This window comes from Pseudomonas sp. FBCC-B545 (assembly GCF_059134095.1).
The window spans coordinates 4,006,086-4,024,069 of sequence record NZ_CP101441.1 but is presented as its reverse complement, the minus strand read 5'-3'; the positions used below and the strand labels follow the sequence as shown (position 1 = coordinate 4,024,069).

Sequence of the window (17,984 nt, the reverse complement as noted above, 5' to 3'; positions counted from 1 at the left end):
TTCGAGTGACAGTTGTCGGCCGGTCTCGGTAACCGGCGCATACTTGGCAAGATAACGCGCATGTTCCAGATGCCGTTATCTCGCCTGAAAAAGCGAGAAGCGGCATCCCGGCAGTGGCCCGTCCTGGCGCCTGCCTGAATCCCTCTCATCGACGCTGACCAGCACCTGGGTAACTTCGGGATGCTACGGACGCGCCTGCCTTTTTACGGTGGGCGGGCCAGGTTCGGCTGTGCCTGTGTGACGGGCGCGGTGCGGATGGGCAGTACCTGCACGACGGGTTTTCCTCGCGCAGGAGTAACACCATGAACCTCACGCTGCTCAAAGAGTTCTTCGCCGGCTTCCTGCGGACCCGGCATATCGCCCGGCATTTTCGCCGGCTGGCAATGCTCGAAACCGTGACCGACGCCAGCGTCAGCCGCGAAGTCCCGCCAAACCTGGCGCACACCCTGGTGGCTGCGGCCAACGGCAGTGCCGTGCAGTTGCTGGGTGTGCTGGGCAGTCATTCGGCGGGGCTCACTATCCAGGAGGCCGACGCCCTGCGTGTGCAATACGGCCTCAACGAAGTCGAGCATGAGCAGCCGCTGCCGTGGTGGGTGCACCTGTGGCACTGCTACAAGAACCCGTTCAACCTGCTGCTGACGTTACTGGCAGTGATCTCCTGGCTGACCGAGGACATGAAGGCTGCCACGGTGATTTTTTCCATGGTGGTGCTGTCGACCCTGTTGCGCTTTTGGCAGGAGGCCAAGTCGAACAAGGCGGCCGACGCCTTGAAGGCCATGGTGAGCAACACCGCCACCGTACTGCGCCGCGATGCCGCCAAGCGTATTGAACTGCCGATCAAGCAACTGGTGCCGGGCGACCTGATTGTGTTGTCGGCCGGTGACATGATTCCCGCAGACTGCCGCGTGCTCAGCGCCAAGGACCTGTTCGTCAGCCAGGCGGCGATGACCGGTGAATCCATGCCGGTGGAGAAGTTCGCCCATCAGCAGGATGCCCATACCCGCAACCCGTTGGAGCTGGAGAACATTCTGTTCATGGGCACCAACGTGGTGTCCGGCGCCGCCACCGCAGTGGTCCTGGCCACCGGCAACAGCACCTATTTCGGGGCGTTGGCCCAACGTGTCACGGCCACTGATCGCGCGACCACTTCGTTCCAGCACGGGGTCAACAAGGTCAGCTGGTTGCTGATCCGCTTTATGTTCGTAATGGCGCCGCTGGTGTTGTTCATCAACGGTTTCACCAAGGGCGATTGGACCGAGGCGCTGTTGTTTGCGCTGTCGATCGCCGTGGGCCTGACCCCCGAAATGCTGCCGATGATCGTCACCTCGACCTTGGCCAAGGGCGCGGTATTCCTGTCGCGCAAGAAGGTTATCGTCAAGCGCCTGGACGCGATCCAGAACTTCGGCGCCATGGACGTGCTGTGCACCGACAAGACCGGCACGCTGACCCAGGACAAGATATTCCTGGCGCGCCATGTGGACGTGTGGGGTGAGGAGTCCGAAGACGTACTGGAAATGGCCTACCTCAACAGCTACTACCAGACCGGCCTGAAAAACCTGCTGGACGTGGCGGTGCTCGAACACGTGGAAATCCATCGCGAGCTGAAAGTCGGCACCGCGTTCCATAAGGTCGATGAGATCCCCTTCGACTTCAACCGCCGCCGCATGTCGGTGGTGGTGGCCGAGCGAGACCAGCCGCACCTGCTGATCTGCAAGGGCGCGGTGGAGGAGATCTTGTCGGTGTGCACCAGCGTGCGCCACGGCGACGTCAATGAAGCCCTGAGCGAGGAACTGCTGGCGCGCATTCGCCAGGTGACCGCGGCCTTTAACGAGGAAGGGCTGCGTGTGGTGGCGGTGGCGGCGCAGCCGATGCCGGCCGGGCGTGACACCTACAGCCTGGCGGATGAAAACAACCTGACCCTGATCGGCTACGTGGCGTTTCTCGACCCGCCCAAGGAAAGCACCGCACCCGCCCTCAAGGCCCTGAAAGCCCATGGCGTGGCGGTGAAAGTGCTGACCGGCGACAACGAACTGGTCACGGCGAAGATCTGCCGCGAAGTGGGTCTTGCGCAACAAGGCTTGCTGATGGGCAACGATATCGAAGCCATGACCGATGCCGAACTGGCCCAGGCCGTGGAAACCACCAATGTGTTCGCCAGGCTCACCCCCAGCCACAAGGAGCGCATCGTGCGCCTGCTCAAGGCCAACGGGCATGTGGTGGGCTTTATGGGCGATGGCATCAACGACGCACCAGCATTGCGCACGGCCGATATCGGTATTTCGGTGGACAGCGCGGTGGACATCGCCAAGGAAGCGGCTGACATCATCCTGCTGGAAAAGAGCCTGATGATCCTGGAGGAGGGCGTGCTGGAAGGTCGGCGTACCTTCGCCAATATGCTCAAGTACATCAAGATGACCGCCAGCTCCAACTTCGGCAACGTGTTCTCGGTGCTGGTGGCCAGCGCGTTCATCCCGTTCCTGCCGATGCTGCCAATGCATTTGCTGGTGCAGAACCTGCTGTATGACATCTCCCAGATTGCGATTCCATTCGATAACGTCGATGACGAAATGCTCGCCACGCCGCAACGCTGGCAGCCAGGGGAGGTGGGGCGTTTCATGCTGTTTTTCGGGCCGATCAGCTCGATCTTCGACATCACCACGTTCGCACTCATGTGGTATGTGTTCGATGCCAACACCCCGGACCACCAGACCCTGTTCCAATCCGGCTGGTTCGTGGTGGGGCTGCTGACCCAGACCCTGATCGTGCACATGATCCGTACCCCGAAAATCCCGTTCCTGCAAAGCCGTGCGGCGCTGCCGTTGATGTTGATGACCGGCGTGATCATGGCCGTGGGGATCTTCCTGCCGATGGGGCCGCTGGCGCACTACTTCAAATTGCAGGCGCTGCCGTCGCTGTATTTCGTATTTCTGCCGGTGATTCTGCTGGCGTACATGGCGCTGACCCAGGCGGTGAAGGGCTTTTATATCCGCCGGTTTGGCTGGCAGTAATACGCTCCATGCAACACCGCAAAACCCTGTGGGAGGGGGCTTGCCCGCGAAGACGTCAGCCTAGCAAACATGATGTTGGCTGACCCACCTCCATCGGGGCAAGCCCTCTCCCACATGTCCAGCGGCGTGCCAAAAATTATGTAAATACTCACCGCCCTCGCAGGCAAGTCAGTTCCCAGCGGATCCATGGTGGTTCCAACGTGCTGCTGCATTCATGGAGATTTTCTTATGCAGGCAATCAACAATATCAACCTCAATTCCCTGATCGACACGGTGGTCAGCCTAACCGCGGCGTTTATTCTCGGTGGCCTGATCGGCTTCGAGCGCCAATACCGCCAGCGCACCGCCGGCTTGCGCACCAATGTACTTGTGGCGGTCGGCGCGGCGATTTTCGTCGATATGGCCAACCGCCTGGGCGGCGCGGAAGGCGCTGTACGGGTGGTTGCGTATGTGGTCTCGGGCATCGGCTTCCTGGGGGCCGGTGTGATCATGCGTGAAGAAGGCAATGTGCGCGGGCTCAACACCGCCGCGACCCTCTGGGCCTCGGCGGCGGTGGGGGCTTGCGCGGGTGCCGACCTGATCCTCGAGGCGTTGCTGGGCACGCTGTTTGTGCTGGCGGCCAATACCTTGCTGCGGCCGATCGTCAATAACATAAACCGCCAGCCGTTGGACGTGGTGTCGGCGGAGGTTACCAACATCCTCTATGTGATTGCGCGGCGCAGTCAGCAACAGGCAGTGATGGTGTTGCTGGAAGCCGAGTTGGCCCGCTGCAACTACCCGGCCAGCGATGTCGACGTGCGACCGTTCGGCAGCGAAGAAGTGGAAATCGAGGCCACCCTGGCGGCGACGTCAGTCGATGGCGACGAGCTGGATGCACTGGTGGCGCGCATCTCGACCTCGACCCTGGTGGTACAGGCGTTCTGGAGCCCGAGTACCACGGACTGAACGTTATGGATATGCCACGAGCGGCTAAACTTGATCGTGGAAAAATCCTACAAACAGTCCGGATTATCCCTTCAATCTAAATATTTATGCATTGCTAAGGTTGAGTACTTACAGCAGATGGGCTCATCAGGCCCGGCTGCTGTAAGTGTGGTGTTGCAATTGAATGGGCCAGGCATCGCTTGGTTATCTTTTTGAGTTTGCGCAGTGCCGTTGGTCGGAACTGTTATTTCTCACAGGTACCAAGGTCCGATGTGATGTGTAAGGGTATTTTGTCCGTATAGGGAAGTTTATGAGCAAAGCATTAATTGTGGATGATCATCCGTTTATCCGTGCAACGGTTAAGCATCTGCTGCAGTTGGAAGGGTTCGACGACATTTATCAGGCAGGTGACGGTGCAGATGCCATGCAATTGGCGAGGGAACAGCGCCCGGACTTGATCATCCTCGACCTGGCAATGCCAAAGCTGGGTGGGTTGGAAGTGATCCACCGCATCAAGACCCAGGGCCTGCCGTGCCGCATCTTGGTGCTCACCTCTTACCTTGCAGTGTTCTTTTCCACACGCTGTATGCGCGCCGGAGCCATGGGGTTTGTGGCCAAGACCGGCGAGTTGGATGAGTTACAAAAGGCCATCAAGGCGATCATGTCGGGCTACAGTTGCTTCCCAAGTTTGCCGACCAGTTCGGTACGCCGTGACGACCTGCAGGAAACGGAACGACAGATGATCGAGTGCTTGTCTGACCGTGAGTTGACCGTATTGCAAATGCTGGCCCTGGGGCTGGGCAACAAGGAAATTGCCGAGCAGATGCTGTTGAGTCACAAGACCATCAGCACTTACAAGACTCGACTCAAGGAGAAGTTGCGTATGTCCTCGGTAGTGCATTTATCCAAGTTTGCCCAGCGCAACCATCTGATCTGAAATGATCACCACCGCGTTTACGAGGTTCGCCACGATCCTTTGGATGAGCCTGTTACCCCTGATCGCGGTGGCCCTTGACGAGCCCCACGCTTTGCGCCTGCTGGGGCATTCTCATATCGAAACTCCCGAAGTGACGCTGGACGAGGCTGATTGGCGTTGGCTGCGCGAGCGGCGCACGCTGTTGATGGGGGTTTCCGCCCCCGATTACGCGCCGTTTGACCTGACCAATAACAACCACGAACTCGAAGGCATAACTGCCGATTTTGCCGCACTGATCGGCCAGGCCCTGCATATCTCCATCGAAGTCCGGCGCTACGACACCCGGGATGAAGTGATCGAAGCCCTCAAACAGGGGGCCGTGGATTTTCTCGGGTCTGCCAACGGCTACGAAGCGGCCGACCCGCAACTGCATTTGTCTCGCTCCTACGCCAATGATCAACCGACACTGGTCACCCGCACCGGTGAAAGCCAGGTGTTGAGTGACGACCTGGCGGGCAAGCGTGTGGCGATGCTGTATCACTACATGCAGCCCGACGCTGTACGCGCCTTTTACCCCGATGCCCAGTTGGAGCTGTTTGCGTCGACCTTCGAAGCCATCGGCGCCGTGGCATTTGGTCGTGCCGATGTGTATCTGGGCGACGCCATCAGCACCAATTACCTGATCAACCGTAACCACCTCAATAATGTGCGCATGGCCGATTTTTCGACCCTGGAAGTCAACCCGTTTGCCTTCGCCGTGGCTCGGGACAATACACGTCTATTGCCCATCCTCAACGCCGCGCTGGAGGCGATTCCTGCCAGTGAGCAGATGGAAATCCTGCGTCGTTGGAGTGGGGGCAACCTCGGTATCGTCGGCGTTGATCGGTTGCAACTGAGTGCCAGTGAGCAGCGCTGGGTGCAGAAGCATCCACGGGTCAAGGTCGCAGTGCTGAACAACTTCCTGCCGCTGTCATTCATCAATGATCAAGGGCAGTTCGAAGGGTTGAGTGCCGAGGTGTTGGCGCGTATCAGCTTGCGTACCGGCTTGAAGTTCGATGTGGTGCCGGGCACCTCGTTACCGCGCCAGATCAATATCGTCAATGCGGGCACGGCGGATATGCTGGCGGTCGTGACCCCCAGTGTCGTGCGCGCCGAGAAGGTGCGGTTTACCCGGCCCTACCTCACCAACCCCTTTGTGCTGGTGACACGTGGTGGGGACTACAGCCCGGCCACCCTGGAAGATATGCTCGGCAAACGCCTGGCGATGGTGACCGGTAACGGCTTGCACGATGAGATTACGCAGAATTTTCCCGGCATCGCGTTTGTGGACGTGGAAAACCCGGAGCAAGCCATGGCGTTGGTGGCCAAAGGCGACGCCGACGGTGCGGTGAACTCGCTGATCAGTGCGCGCTATCTGATTGCCCGGGATTATCGCGACCGTTTGCGTATTGCCAGTACCGTCGGCACCGAGCCGGCACGCGTGACATTCGGGGTCAATCGCAGTCAATTGGAGCTTTATTCGATCCTGGACAAGGCGCTGCTGAGCATCACGCCGCAAGAGATGGACGAGCTGATCGGGCATTGGCGCAATGAGATCATCATCGAGGACAGCTATTGGTTGCGCCATCGCAACGTCATTCTCCAGGGTTTCGGGCTGGCGGCACTCTTGCTGGTGATCACGCTGGGTTGGGTCATCTATCTGCGCAGCCTGATTCATAAACGCGTGCAGGCCGAGCGGGCGCTGAGCGACCAGATGCGGTTCATGAGCGTATTGATTGACGGCACCCCGCACCCGATTTATGTGCGCGACCGCCAAGGGCGGCTGATGGCCTGCAATAACGCTTATCTTGACGTTTTCGGCTACAAGCTCGAAGACGTGATCGGCAGGACCGTGGTGGAGACCGACACCAGCAATCTGCCCCAGGCCCAGTCGTTTCATGAGGATTATCTGCGCCTGATGGCCGGTGGCGAGCCGCAGATTCATGATCGGATACTCAAGGTGCCCAGTGGCGAGATCCTGACGATTTACCAGTGGATGTTGCCGTACCGCGATGGCGACGAGAAGGTGGTGGGCATGATTGCCGGCTGGGTGGATGTGAGCGAGCGGCAACGCCTGCTTCGCCAGTTGCAGGAAGCCAAGGACGATGCCGATGCGGCCAGCCGAGCCAAGACGACCTTTCTGGCCACCATGAGCCATGAGATCCGCACGCCAATGAATGCCGTGATCGGCATGATCGAGCTGGCCCTGAAAAATGCCGAGCAGGGGCGCGCCGACCGGGATGCGCTGGAGGTGGCGTCGGTGGCCTCGCGCGGCATGCTGGAATTGATCGGCGATATCCTTGATATCGCGCGAATCGAGGCTGGGCATTTGTCCCTGGCCCTTGAACCAGCCAACCTGCAAGAACTGCTGGCATCGGTGGCACGCGTGTTCGAAGGGTTGGCGCGCGCCAAGGGGCTGGCGCTGCAGGTTGAACTTGACCCATTGATTGATCGGGTGGTGCTGGTCGACCCGCTACGCTTCAAGCAGGTGGTGTCGAATCTGCTGAGCAATGCGATTAAATTCACGGCCAATGGCCAGGTAACACTTGGGGCCAAGGCGAGCCTGGAGGGGGAGCGATTACGCTTGCAGTTGTGGGTGCAGGACACCGGCATTGGTATCAGTGTCCAAGACCAGCAGCGATTGTTCAGCCTCTTTATCCAGGGCAGCAACAACGAGCAGTCGGCGCGCAGCGGTTCCGGGCTGGGGTTGGTGATCAGCCGCAACTTGTGCGAAATGATGGGTGGCCAACTGCACTTGAACAGTGTGCTGGGGCAGGGCACCCGGGTGGATGTGGCGTTGGCATTGGCCATGACCAACGTAGCGCCCGCGCAAGTTGCGCCAAGGGAAGACCTGGCCCCCCCGAACCGTGCGCTGAGCATTCTGGTGGTCGACGACTATCCGGCCAACCGTCTGTTGCTGGGCCGGCAATTGAGCTTCCTCGGGCACCGCATCATCACCGCCGAGGATGGTGTACAGGGGCTCGAACAGTGGCGCAGTGGTCAGTTCGATTGCGTCATTACCGATTGCAATATGCCCTACAAGAACGGCTATCAATTGGCACAGGATATCCGTGCACAAGAACGCGAGCGGGGATTGTCGCCTTGCCTGCTGTTGGGGTTCACCGCCAACGCACAACCGGAAGAAACCGAACGGTGTCGGCAAGCAGGCATGGATGGCTGTCTGTTCAAGCCTACCGGGCTTGACGATTTGCGATCAGCGTTGGCGTCGCGCGCGGCCGACCCTGCCCCGCTGCGCTTGGCGGCTTTTGACTTAAGTACCCTGATTGCGCTGACAGGGGATGACCGCCCCGCACTTATCGAGTTGCTGGCGCCGTTGCTCGAGAGCCTGAAGGCCGATCGTGCCTTGCTGTTCCCGCTGCAAAGCCAGGCAGACTTCGCCAAGCTGCACGACCTGGCCCATCGCGCCAAAGGCGGTGCGCGGATGGTCAAGGCTTACGGGTTGATCAGCTGTTGTGAGGCATTGGAGCAGGTGTGTGAACAGCAGGACCGTCAGTCATTGGGGTCGACGGTCGAGGACGTGGGTGAAGCGATTGATACCTTGCATCATGGCCTGAGCGTTTATTGCAATCAGCCTTGACTGCGGTTGATCACCATTCGGGGAATTTGGGAGAACTCCTACGTGAAGGGGGAATATGCCTGATTTTGTCGTCGGCATATGTCTGGAAAATGGGTCGCGCTCACTGCCGAGCACAGCCTGTCCAGGGGTTTGCCATGCCGAACAAAGCACTGACTATCCTGATTGCCGATGAGCAGCATCTGCAACGTTTATACATCGAGAAAATGCTCAACCAGTTGGGGTATTACCGGATTGTGCCGGTGCAAACGCTTGAAGAGGTGCAGATTCTGACCGCCATTCCGGCCGAGCCCTTCGACGTACTGATCATCAACGCGAGGCTGATGGCCCATGCCTGTGGGGCTCAGGCCCAAGTGCGCCATGTGCTGGTCTATGACCACCCGCAATCGAATGCACCCACGGGCGTAATGCCAGGGCTGCGGGTACGCCTGCCCGGGGTGCCGGATAACCTCAATCTCGAACACTTCATGGACATCATCGACCCACCCGAGGCCAGTCAAGGCCTGCGGGTATTGCCGTGGCTGCGGGAGTTGTCCCGTACGCCGGTGGCCGGGGCCTAGTCCCACATCGGCGCGATGCCCTTGGGGCGGGTCAAGCGATGGCCACGCTCCAGGGCGGCAATCTGCTGGCCCATCCTGTAGGAGCGAGCCCTAACTGATTGACATCAGGGCACGCCCCACATTTGCCCTGCGTCAATCTGCAGCCTTGTGGTGTTCGCGCAAGCGCTCTGCCGCACTGCGAAGCAGCTGCTCGGTAGCGTCCCACCCCAGGCAACCATCGGTCACCGATACGCCGTATTTCATCGACGCACTCAACGGCTGGCAACCCTCGAACAGGTGGCTTTCAAGCATCATGCCGATCAGCGATGTATCGCCCTGCAAGCGCTGCTCCAGTACCTCGTTGAATACTGCCGGTTGACGCAACGGGTCCTTGCCGCTGTTGGCATGGCTGCAATCGACCATGATCCGGGCTGCCACCTTGGACTTGGCCAGGTCATGCTTGATCTGGGCGACGCTTTGCGCCTCGTAGTTCGGCCCACGATGACCGCCGCGCAGCACCAAGTGGGTGTCGGGGTTGCCCGGGGTCTGGATGATCGCCGGATGGCCCTGGCTGTCGACGCCGAAGTGGCGATGGGGGTGTGAGGCAGAGCGCATCGCATCACAGGCAATCGCGACACCGCCGTCGGTGCCGTTCTTGAAACCCACGGGCATGCCCAGCCCGCTGGCCATCTCGCGGTGGATCTGCGACTCGGTGGTGCGTGCACCAATCGCGACCCAACTGAGCAGGTCATCGAAGTAGCCGGCGGCCATGGGTTGCAGCAGCTCGGTAGCGACCGGCAGGCCCAGGCGCAGCATTTCGCGCATCAGCTCCCGCGAGAGCCTCAGGCCGGCGGCCATGTCATCGCTGCCATCCAGGTGCGGATCGTAGGCCAGGCCTTTCCAACCGATGGTGGTGCGGGGTTTTTCGACGTAGGCACGGATTACCAGCAGCATCTGGTCGCTGACTTCAAGCGCGAGCTTCTTCAGGTTGCGTGCGTATTCCATGGCCGATTCCGGATCGTGGATCGAGCACGGGCCGACAATCACCAGTAAGCGTGAGTCTTCGCCATTGAGGATGGCGCGCGCAGCTTGGCGATGGGCGTGGATCTGTTCATTGAGGAACGGGCTGAGGGGCAACTGATGCTTGAGCTCCAGGGAGCTGGGCAGGCGCTGGGTCAGGGCTTCATTGGCGCTGTTCAGGGCAGAGACGGGCAAAGCGGCGACGGAGGAGTTCATATTCAAGGCTTCCTGGGCAAGCGGCGGGCGATTCCCGCACGCTTGGCCTACTGGGGTGTTCGACAATTGGCCGTATCGGCTGTACGTGTTGGCTTGCCACCAAGAGGTGACCGGTCGGAGGCGGCAGGCTGTCCCGAACGGAGCTGGCTAAATCGCCATGCAGTGCAAGTGTCGTAGCGGTAATAAGTGGCGTAGTTCATGGCGCGGTTCCTTTAAGTTCTTGATCAAACAAAATAAAAAGAGGCTGAAAAAACAAAACCCCCGGTCGGGGAGCCGACCGGGGGTTTAGATTTCTCTGGTAGGCGACCCCTTGAGTAGTGGGCGCCGATTTCAGGTATCAGGCGCGCCAGTGGCTAAACCAATACCCAAAATAAAAGCCAGCCAGTGCGCTCGAACCGTTCACGCGGGTAGCCGACACCGAGCGCAAGGCGCTGGCAGCAGGGCAAACCTGAGTGTGGGTGAGTTGCGACATGATTAGCTCTCCAAATGTTGGGGGGAGCTTACTAGAGGCGTACGGTTGGATTCAATCAGTAATTTCTATTGCGTGGGGGGACTTACGGCTATGGGTGTGTGCCGATATGCTGATGACACTTAAACAATGATTGCCAGGACGCGACCATGACTGCCTTGACCCTTGCTGCGGCGCAGACCCTTTCCATTGCGGGCGATGTTGCGGCCAATATCCAACGGCACCTGGTCATGATGCAGGCTGCGGCCGAGCACGGTGTGCAATGGCTGGTGTTTCCGGAACTGTCGCTGACTGGCTATGAACCATTCCTGGCGGCGGACCTGGCTATCGCCCTGGAGAGTGATGTATTGGCTCCGTTGCGTGAAATGGCGCGGGAGTTGCGTTTGACAGCTGTGGTGGGCATGCCGGTGCGGCTGGCCCCACAGTCGGGTGTACTGATTGGTGCGCTCGTGCTGGGAGCGGACGGTTCAATTGGCGTCTACACCAAGCAGCATCTGCATTCTGGAGAAGAGCTGGCATTTACGGCCGGGCAGGGTGGCGAGATCCTGGATTGGGAAGATGAGCGCATTGCGCTGGCGGTGTGCGCGGACTTTTCCCACGCCAGTCACCCACGCCTGGCGGCGGAATCGGGCGCCACGGTATATGCCGCCGGCGTGCTGATCAGCGAGGGTGGCTACGCGGCGGACAGCGCGCTGCTTCAAGGGTATGCGTCCGAGCATGGCATGCTGGTACTGATGGCTAATCATGGTGGCCCTTCGGGAGGCTGGACCAGTGCAGGCCGCAGCGCGGTCTGGACCGCAGATGGCAATTTGCTTGCCGCTGCGCCCGGTGTCGGCGACGCGTTGGTGATCGCCCGCCGCGAAGGCGGGTTGTGGACTGGCCAAGTGGTAGCCCTCTGAATGACGTTTCACTTGCGCCAGGCGACGGACCAGGATCTGCCCTTTGCCCGAAGCCTCACCTATGAAGCCATGAACCGCTACTACCTGCAGTACGGCTTGTTGTGGTCCAACGCCGGCTTTGATACTGCGTGGGCGGGTCGCGAGAACTGGCTGGTGTGCAACGATGATGGCGTAATGGGGTTTGTCAGTCTGAGTCGCGACGAAAAGGCGTTGTATATCCGCGAGCTGCACATGCTGGAGTGCTGCCGCAAGCAGGGGGCGGGCAGTTGGGTGCTGGAGCAGATGGCGCTCAAGACACATACCGAGGGCCTGGGCTTATTACGCTTGACCGTATTCAAGACCAACCCGGCAAGAAGGCTGTATCAGCGCCAGGGGTTGAGTATCGTGGGTGAAGAGGATTGCTTCTGGCGCATGGAGCGTGAGTGTCGGGCACTCACCTCGGACTAAAACAGTCACGCCGTAGGAATAAGCGCATACTGCTGTCAGTTAACGCCTTGCTGATCTTGGGTTCGAGCTTCGGGCTCATCCACGATAATCCCTTCTTTCATGCCCAACAGGACCGCCACCTTATGGGCTTCTCCACGCCGTCCCTTTTTTCGCCCAGCGAGCACTTGATAGGTGGTTGCCGGGTCCACGCCATGCTCCCGGGCAAACGCTTGAACTGACTTTCCTTGGTGTTCAAGCCAAGCCTTGGCTTGTGCAGCAGTGCGGATACCGGGCATAGTTCAAAACCGTTCAAGTTTGTTTAACGAAGTGATGGTGTGTCACCTCTTGGGGTGTGCCAATCTAGGATCATACATCCAAATGAGTGGAATCGGTTCGCGCTTAAGGCAAGAAAGAGAGCGGCTTGGCCTGTCGCAGAAAGTTTTTGGTGAAATAGGAGGCGTGGAAGCCAACGCACAAGGCAAATATGAAAATGGCGGTCGTGCACCCAAGGCCGACTATCTGTCTCGTGTCGCCGAAAGAGGTGTGGACCTCCTGTACGTGTTGACCGGCAGCCCAACGCCGATCCAACTGGATAACCTCAGCCAGGTCGAAGAAAAAGTATTGGGTAACTACCGCGCCATGTTCAAGGAAGACCAGGATGCAATCCGTCGCTTGACCAGCACATTGGCCGAGCATTCATCCGTATTGAACGGAAAATCCAAGCCCACCGCCCCGGATTCCTGACCTTTCACCCAGGAAACAGCGCTGTTTGCCCCCCGGCGAACAGCCGCAGCGCGTCAAAACTCTATATATATGCCACTTGCACCTAGGTCTGCGCCTTGGTTTTTTGCTAAGGTGTTCAGCAATCTATAAGACCATATCGCGAGGTGTCTGCTTGATTAGGGTGCTAGTAGTCGATGACCATGATCTCGTTCGTACAGGCATTACACGAATGCTGGCTGACATCGACGGCCTGCAAGTAGTCGGCCAGGCCGAGTCCGGGGAGGAATCCCTGATCAAGGCCCGAGAGTTGAAACCCGATGTGGTGTTGATGGACGTCAAGATGCCGGGCATCGGCGGCCTGGGCGCCACGACCAAATTATTGCGCAGCCATCCCGACATCAAGGTCGTGGTGGTGACGGTGTGCGAGGAAGACCCGTTTCCGACTCGCCTGCTGCAGGCCGGTGCAGCCGGTTATCTCACTAAAGGCGCGGGCCTGGCGGAGATGGTGCAAGCCATTCGCCTGGTGTTTGCCGGCCAACGCTATATCAGCCCGCAGATTGCCCAGCAATTGGCCATCAAGTCCTTCCAGCCCACCAGCGATTCGCCGTTCGATGCGCTGTCGGAGCGGGAAATCCAGATCGCCCTGATGATCGTCGGTTGCCAGAAGGTGCAGACGATCTCCGACAAGCTGTGCCTGTCGCCCAAGACCGTCAACACCTACCGCTATCGTATCTTCGAGAAGCTCGCCATCAGCAGTGATGTTGAATTGACCCTGCTCGCGGTGCGCCACGGCATGGTGGACGCCAGCGCCTGACATGACCACACCGTTTGATCCAAGTGCCTTTCTCTCAACCTGCAGTGGCCGCCCCGGCGTGTACCGCATGTTCGACAGCGAGGCGCGCCTGCTGTACGTGGGCAAAGCCAAGAACCTGAAGAACCGTCTGGCGAGCTACTTCCGCAAGACCGGCCTGGCGCCGAAAACCGCCGCTTTGGTGGCGCGCATCGCCCAGGTGGAAACCACCATCACCGCCAATGAAACCGAGGCGCTGCTGCTTGAGCAGACGCTGATCAAGGAATGGCGGCCGCCCTACAACATCCTGCTGCGCGACGATAAATCCTATCCCTATGTGTTTCTATCGGACGGCGATTTCCCACGCCTGAGCATTCACCGTGGGGCGAAGAAGCAGAAGGGCAAGTACTTCGGCCCCTATCCCAGCGCGGGCGCGATTCGTGAAAGCCTGAGCCTGCTGCAAAAAACCTTTTTTGTGCGCCAGTGCGAAGACAGCTTCTACAAGAACCGCACGCGACCGTGCCTGCAATACCAGATCAAGCGCTGCAAGGCGCCCTGCGTAGGCTTGGTGGAGCCGGCAGAGTACGCCGAGGATGTGCGCCACTCGGTGATGTTCCTCGAAGGGCGCAGCAATGCGCTCACCGATGAGCTGTCCGTGGCCATGGAGCAAGCCGCCAGCACCCTGGATTTCGAGAAGGCCGCGGAATTGCGCGACCAGATCTCTTTGCTGCGCCGGGTCCAGGACCAGCAAAGCATGGAAGGCGGCACCGGCGACGTCGATGTGATCGCCGCCTTCGTCAATCCGGGTGGTGCCTGCGTGCACCTGATCAGCGTGCGCGCTGGCCGGGTGCTGGGCAGCAAGAACTTCTTCCCGCAGACCGGTATCGACGAAGACGTTGCCGAGGTGATGGCCGCGTTCCTTGGCCAATACTACGTCAGCAGCCCCGAGCGCGACCTGCCGTCGGAACTGATCGTCAACGTGGTACATGAAGACTTCCCCACCTTGATCGAGGCCATCCACGAGCTGCGCGGCCGTGAGCTGGACATCAGCCATCGCGTACGCGGCACCCGCGCGCGCTGGCAGCAATTGGCGGTGACCAACGCCGAACAGGCCCTGGGCGCACGTCTGGCCAATCGACAGCATGTTGCCGCACGCTTCGAAGCCTTGGCCGAGGTCCTCAATCTGGACGAGCCGCCCCAGCGCCTGGAATGCTACGACATCAGCCACTCCAGCGGTGAGGCCACGGTGGCCTCTTGCGTGGTGTTCGGGCCGGAAGGGCCGATCAAGTCCGACTACCGGCGCTACAACATCGAAGGGGTTACCGCCGGGGACGACTACGCGGCCATGCACCAGGCGCTCACGCGGCGTTTCAGCAAATTAAAGGACGGGGAGGGCAAGCTGCCCGATATCCTGCTGGTAGACGGCGGCAAGGGCCAGTTATCCATGGCGCGAGACGTGCTCAACGAACTGGCCGTGCCCGACCTGATCCTGCTCGGCGTGGCCAAGGGCACCACGCGCAAGGCCGGTTTCGAGACGTTGTACTTGAATGATGCCGCCCATGAGTTCACTTTGAAGGGCGACTCACCCGCGCTGCACCTGATTCAACAGATCCGCGACGAAGCCCACCGTTTCGCCATTACCGGCCACCGGGCGCGGCGTGGCAAAACCCGGCGAACCTCAACCCTGGAAGGGGTTGCCGGGGTAGGTCCGACACGGCGTCGCGACTTGCTTAAACATTTTGGTGGCTTGCAGGAGCTGTCCCGTGCCAGCATTGACGAGATAGCCAAAGCACCCGGTATCAGTAAAAAGCTCGCTGAGCTGATTTATGCAAACCTGCACAGCGAATAGAATGCCTTCTCACCTCGTAGCCAGTTGTGCCGATGAATATCCCTAATCTGATTACCGTTCTACGCGTCCTGCTTATCCCGATTTTCATATTGTTGTTTTATTTGCCGTATGAATGGAGCTATGTAGCCTCAAGCTCCGTGTTCGCCTTCGCAGCCGCCACCGACTGGCTCGACGGCTACCTGGCCCGCCGCCTGGAACAGAGCACGCCCTTTGGCGCGTTCCTCGACCCGGTGGCCGACAAGCTCATGGTGGCGGTCGCCCTGGTGCTGCTGGTGCAGGAGCACGGCAACCTGTGGCTGACCCTGCCGGCTGCGGTGATCATCGGTCGCGAGATCGTCGTCTCGGCCCTGCGCGAATGGATGGCCGAAATCGGCGCCCGCGCTCACGTCGCCGTGTCGAACATGGGCAAATGGAAAACCGCCGCGCAGATGCTCGCGCTGGTCATCCTGCTGGCCAACCCATCGGACTTCTCGTTCTGGGTCCTTACGGGCTACGCCTTGCTGCTGATCGCCGCCGGCTTGACCCTGTGGTCCATGCTCCAATACCTGCGCGCCGCCTGGCCCCACCTACGCACCACCGTTGAAAAGAAATAAAACTTTTTTGAATCAAGGGCTTGACGGGTGCTGAGGATTCTATACAATGCGCATCACCAAGCGGGAATAGCTCAGTTGGTAGAGCACGACCTTGCCAAGGTCGGGGTCGCGAGTTCGAGTCTCGTTTCCCGCTCCAAGCATTAAAGAAAAAAGCCACTCTAACGAGTGGCTTTTTTTTGCCCGCGATTTGTGGAATAGACGCTTTGGCGTCTTTTTTGTTGTTGGAGCAAAACGCTCGTTCCGGCAGTAATGGGCATCTTACTGTCAGCGGCCTTCGCCGCGCTGGCGCTGTTCAATAACCTCACCGCCAGCACCTAAAATTTCAACTTCGACCAGCAATTACTGAGCCTGGACGCCACTTTCTCCGGCAGGGCCGTCATGTCGCGCGCGATGCCCGCACCGGATGTCGGGCTTACTTCGTGCAGGTCAGGCGCGAGTACGTCGGCGGCTCAAGCAGGATGCCCGGGGTCATGAATGTCGAGCAGTTGAATACGCGTCCCTTTGCTGTCGTGGCTTTAAACGTCAGTTCAGCACCACCCAGGAAGTCTTCCTTGCCTTTGGTCACTGGGCCCATGGTCAGCTCATCCGTTGAAGCGAGGCCGATCGCTTCGGCGGTGACTTTGTGCATTTGCAGAACATTGGGGGTGGTGGAACAGCCTGTTAGCAGGCTGGCCAGTACAAGCAGTAAGAGGGTGGTTGAGGTTCTGGACACGGGTGTGGCTCCTTGCGAGTGGGGGCAGCAGTGAGCAGGGAGTTTTGCTACATGCCGCCTGTTCGAATCTTCGAAGGGACAGGGATTTGCCCTACGGCTGCGGAGTCTAGGAACACGTAATTGCTCCCACAATCACTTGGCCGAAATCGAGACGGAACCCACGGCAGATATTTCTGGAGCTGTAGGAAATCAGCTACAGCAGGGTCTAGCGGCCGGTTGTTGCTTATCGGTCACGCGGCTGGACGCTGATTGAGCAAACTATGGAAACGGCCCATGTCTGATTGAAATGAGCGCGTTGTCGTGTTCAACCGACGGGGCTTTGCGGCATAGAAATTGGGCTAGGTGAGCGTCGTGTTTATACCCAGCGAGCCCGCATCGTTAACGGGGCAAAAAAACAAGGAGTTCCACCAGGAGCAAGGAATGGCCTTTGGGCAAGAGAAAGAAGTGTGTACGGAGCGACAATCAATGACCCTCCGGGCTGTCAGCGCGGAATGCTCCGGAGAGCGTCTGCGGGTGTTGTTGAGTGAGTGCAAGATCTCGCCAATGGATTTCGCACTGTTTTTGAAGATCAGCCCCCAGCGGCTGAACAACTGGTTTGCGCGGGGCATCCCACACTTGCAGCTTGATAGGATCGCACGACTGTTGAGCGTCAACGCCCACTGGCTGAAAACAGGGGGGCTGAGGTGAGGTTCCTGACGACAAGAGATGGAGCGCGCAGCAGAGAGGCCAAGGCAGGCGGGGGTAAAAGTCAGCTATGTGATTGGCTTACGGCGTGACGGCTCGCAACGGTAATCAACTTCTGGCGGCCATTGGCTTGACGTACACCGCGCTCGGCAGCCAGTAGACGCCCTGGTCCTTGACCAGAATGATGGAACATTGGTTGGCGATAGCCTCTGCCAGCACCGGTTTCAGATCGCTGCCTTTGAAGAGCAATGACATGGTGGTCTCCTTGTAACAGCGGGACTCCCCAACCGCAAGGGTGGGCGTCCCTTGGGATGACGGAAGGATGAAGGGATAACGCGGCCAATAGGCCGTTGGCGCACCGCGGTCTTGAAGGCGTTGACCGCCTGGGACGTTGCCGGTGACGCCAGCGAACATGGGCGCAGCGTGGTCGATTGCTTGGCGGCGGGTGTCCGTTAAACCGCATCAGTCACATGCCGGTTTTATGGCCGGTGGTCAGTACTCATCCAGCAGGAACACCGCCGTAAGGTCCGGTCCGCTTCGGTGAAGATACACAGGGCCAACCCGTCACTGATGGTCTAGGAC

At 59.4% G+C, this 17,984-nt stretch carries 16 protein-coding genes and 1 tRNA gene; 13 read left to right on the top strand and 4 right to left on the bottom strand.

Features of this window, described 5'->3' with window-relative positions; all coding sequences use genetic code 11:
• Positions 1 to 302: 302 nt before the first annotated feature.
• The 5 genes from mgtA to NMB39_RS18385 all read left to right on the top strand — a co-directional run bounded on the left by mgtA (position 303) and on the right by NMB39_RS18385 (position 9,042).
• Positions 303 to 3,008 (top strand): magnesium-translocating P-type ATPase, encoded by a 2,706-nt coding sequence (mgtA, locus tag NMB39_RS18405; protein WP_198720945.1) that lies wholly within the window; start codon positions 303 to 305, stop codon positions 3,006 to 3,008.
• 228 nt (positions 3,009 to 3,236) lie between these two features.
• On the top strand, positions 3,237 to 3,953 hold the full coding sequence (locus NMB39_RS18400) for an MgtC/SapB family protein (protein ID WP_057012224.1): 717 nt from the start codon (positions 3,237 to 3,239) through the stop codon (positions 3,951 to 3,953).
• A 289-nt stretch (positions 3,954 to 4,242) separates the two neighbouring features.
• Positions 4,243 to 4,869, top strand: coding sequence for a response regulator transcription factor (locus NMB39_RS18395; protein ID WP_043050228.1), 627 nt, complete (start codon positions 4,243 to 4,245; stop codon positions 4,867 to 4,869).
• A 1-nt stretch (position 4,870) separates the two neighbouring features.
• Positions 4,871 to 8,485 (top strand): transporter substrate-binding domain-containing protein, encoded by a 3,615-nt coding sequence (locus tag NMB39_RS18390; RefSeq protein WP_494340289.1) that lies wholly within the window; start codon positions 4,871 to 4,873, stop codon positions 8,483 to 8,485.
• 134 nt (positions 8,486 to 8,619) lie between these two features.
• A complete protein-coding gene (locus NMB39_RS18385) occupies positions 8,620 to 9,042 on the top strand; it encodes a chemotaxis protein CheY (RefSeq protein ID WP_494340290.1) in 423 nt (140 codons plus the stop codon).
• Between the two features lie 132 nt (positions 9,043 to 9,174).
• Here NMB39_RS18385 and NMB39_RS18380 read toward each other — a convergent pair whose 3' ends face one another.
• On the bottom strand, positions 9,175 to 10,257 hold the full coding sequence (locus NMB39_RS18380) for a 3-deoxy-7-phosphoheptulonate synthase (RefSeq protein ID WP_057024174.1): 1,083 nt from the start codon (positions 10,255 to 10,257) through the stop codon (positions 9,175 to 9,177).
• A 618-nt stretch (positions 10,258 to 10,875) separates the two neighbouring features.
• On the opposite strand from NMB39_RS18380, the gene NMB39_RS18375 reads away from it, so the two are divergent.
• A complete protein-coding gene (locus NMB39_RS18375; protein WP_494340291.1) occupies positions 10,876 to 11,625 on the top strand; it encodes a carbon-nitrogen hydrolase family protein in 750 nt (249 codons plus the stop codon).
• The gene (locus tag NMB39_RS18370; protein ID WP_198720949.1) at positions 11,626 to 12,072 is read left to right on the top strand and encodes a GNAT family N-acetyltransferase; all 447 of its coding nucleotides are present in this window, start codon (positions 11,626 to 11,628) and stop codon (positions 12,070 to 12,072) included.
• 35 nt (positions 12,073 to 12,107) lie between these two features.
• Here NMB39_RS18370 and NMB39_RS18365 read toward each other — a convergent pair whose 3' ends face one another.
• Complete coding sequence (locus NMB39_RS18365) at positions 12,108 to 12,347, bottom strand: DNA-binding protein (protein WP_046072005.1); 240 nt, start codon at positions 12,345 to 12,347, stop codon at positions 12,108 to 12,110.
• 82 nt (positions 12,348 to 12,429) lie between these two features.
• Here NMB39_RS18365 and NMB39_RS18360 point away from each other — a divergent pair, with 82 nt between their 5' ends.
• The 5 genes from NMB39_RS18360 (at position 12,430) to NMB39_RS18340 (ending at position 16,142) form a co-directional block, all read left to right on the top strand.
• Positions 12,430 to 12,795, top strand: coding sequence for a helix-turn-helix domain-containing protein (locus NMB39_RS18360; protein WP_046072006.1), 366 nt, complete (start codon positions 12,430 to 12,432; stop codon positions 12,793 to 12,795).
• A gap of 151 nt (positions 12,796 to 12,946) precedes the next feature.
• The gene (gene gacA, locus NMB39_RS18355; protein WP_003190387.1) at positions 12,947 to 13,588 is read left to right on the top strand and encodes a response regulator transcription factor GacA; all 642 of its coding nucleotides are present in this window, start codon (positions 12,947 to 12,949) and stop codon (positions 13,586 to 13,588) included.
• A gap of 1 nt (position 13,589) precedes the next feature.
• Positions 13,590 to 15,413, top strand: a complete 1,824-nt coding sequence (gene uvrC / locus NMB39_RS18350) for an excinuclease ABC subunit UvrC (RefSeq protein WP_043050236.1) — start codon at positions 13,590 to 13,592, stop codon at positions 15,411 to 15,413.
• Positions 15,414 to 15,445: 32 nt separating this feature from the next.
• On the top strand, positions 15,446 to 16,006 hold the full coding sequence (gene pgsA / locus NMB39_RS18345; RefSeq protein WP_034119069.1) for a CDP-diacylglycerol--glycerol-3-phosphate 3-phosphatidyltransferase: 561 nt from the start codon (positions 15,446 to 15,448) through the stop codon (positions 16,004 to 16,006).
• A gap of 60 nt (positions 16,007 to 16,066) precedes the next feature.
• A tRNA-Gly gene (locus NMB39_RS18340) sits at positions 16,067 to 16,142 on the top strand.
• A 276-nt stretch (positions 16,143 to 16,418) separates the two neighbouring features.
• Here NMB39_RS18340 and NMB39_RS18335 read toward each other — a convergent pair.
• Positions 16,419 to 16,718 (bottom strand): hypothetical protein, encoded by a 300-nt coding sequence (locus NMB39_RS18335; RefSeq protein ID WP_198720951.1) that lies wholly within the window; start codon positions 16,716 to 16,718, stop codon positions 16,419 to 16,421.
• A gap of 420 nt (positions 16,719 to 17,138) precedes the next feature.
• Between NMB39_RS18335 and NMB39_RS18330 the strand changes: the two genes are divergently transcribed.
• A complete protein-coding gene (locus tag NMB39_RS18330) occupies positions 17,139 to 17,405 on the top strand; it encodes a hypothetical protein (RefSeq protein WP_494340292.1) in 267 nt (88 codons plus the stop codon).
• Positions 17,406 to 17,510: 105 nt separating this feature from the next.
• Here the strand turns inward: NMB39_RS18330 and NMB39_RS18325 are convergent, their stop codons facing one another.
• Entirely contained in the window at positions 17,511 to 17,657 is a 147-nt protein-coding gene (locus NMB39_RS18325) for a hypothetical protein (RefSeq protein ID WP_411741036.1), read from the bottom strand.
• Positions 17,658 to 17,984: the final 327 nt, after the last annotated feature.